This is a genomic window from Peribacillus sp. SIMBA_075 (assembly GCF_046534585.1).
The window spans coordinates 1-271 of the sequence record NZ_JAWRYN010000638.1; the positions used below are offsets into that span (position 1 = coordinate 1).

1 protein-coding gene is annotated in these 271 nt (G+C 36.9%); it reads right to left on the reverse strand.

All coding sequences use genetic code 11. From position 1 onward, the window contains the following. The coding region (locus SB775_RS29730; RefSeq protein ID WP_410864835.1) for a helix-turn-helix transcriptional regulator at window positions 1-271 on the reverse strand (271 nt) is incomplete at both ends.

A 271-nucleotide genomic window follows, 5' to 3' on the forward strand; every position in this document is an offset into this window, starting at 1 on the left:
TTCCTCCTTGAATGGATAGTTGGAAGGTCATTGGTGAATAAGCCTTCAAAGAACGAATTGTACTTCGAGCTTCTGAAGGCGTTATTCCGTGCAAATTTTGAAATGCACGTGTAAATGAATCTGGTGAGTTGTATCCATATTTTATAGCGACATCAATGACTTTTGCATTGCTATCTTTTAGTTCAAAGGCAGCAAGGGTAAGACGTCTACAGCGAATATATTCTGATAGTGATATGCCAGCTAGAAAAGAAAACATTCTTTTGAAATGATA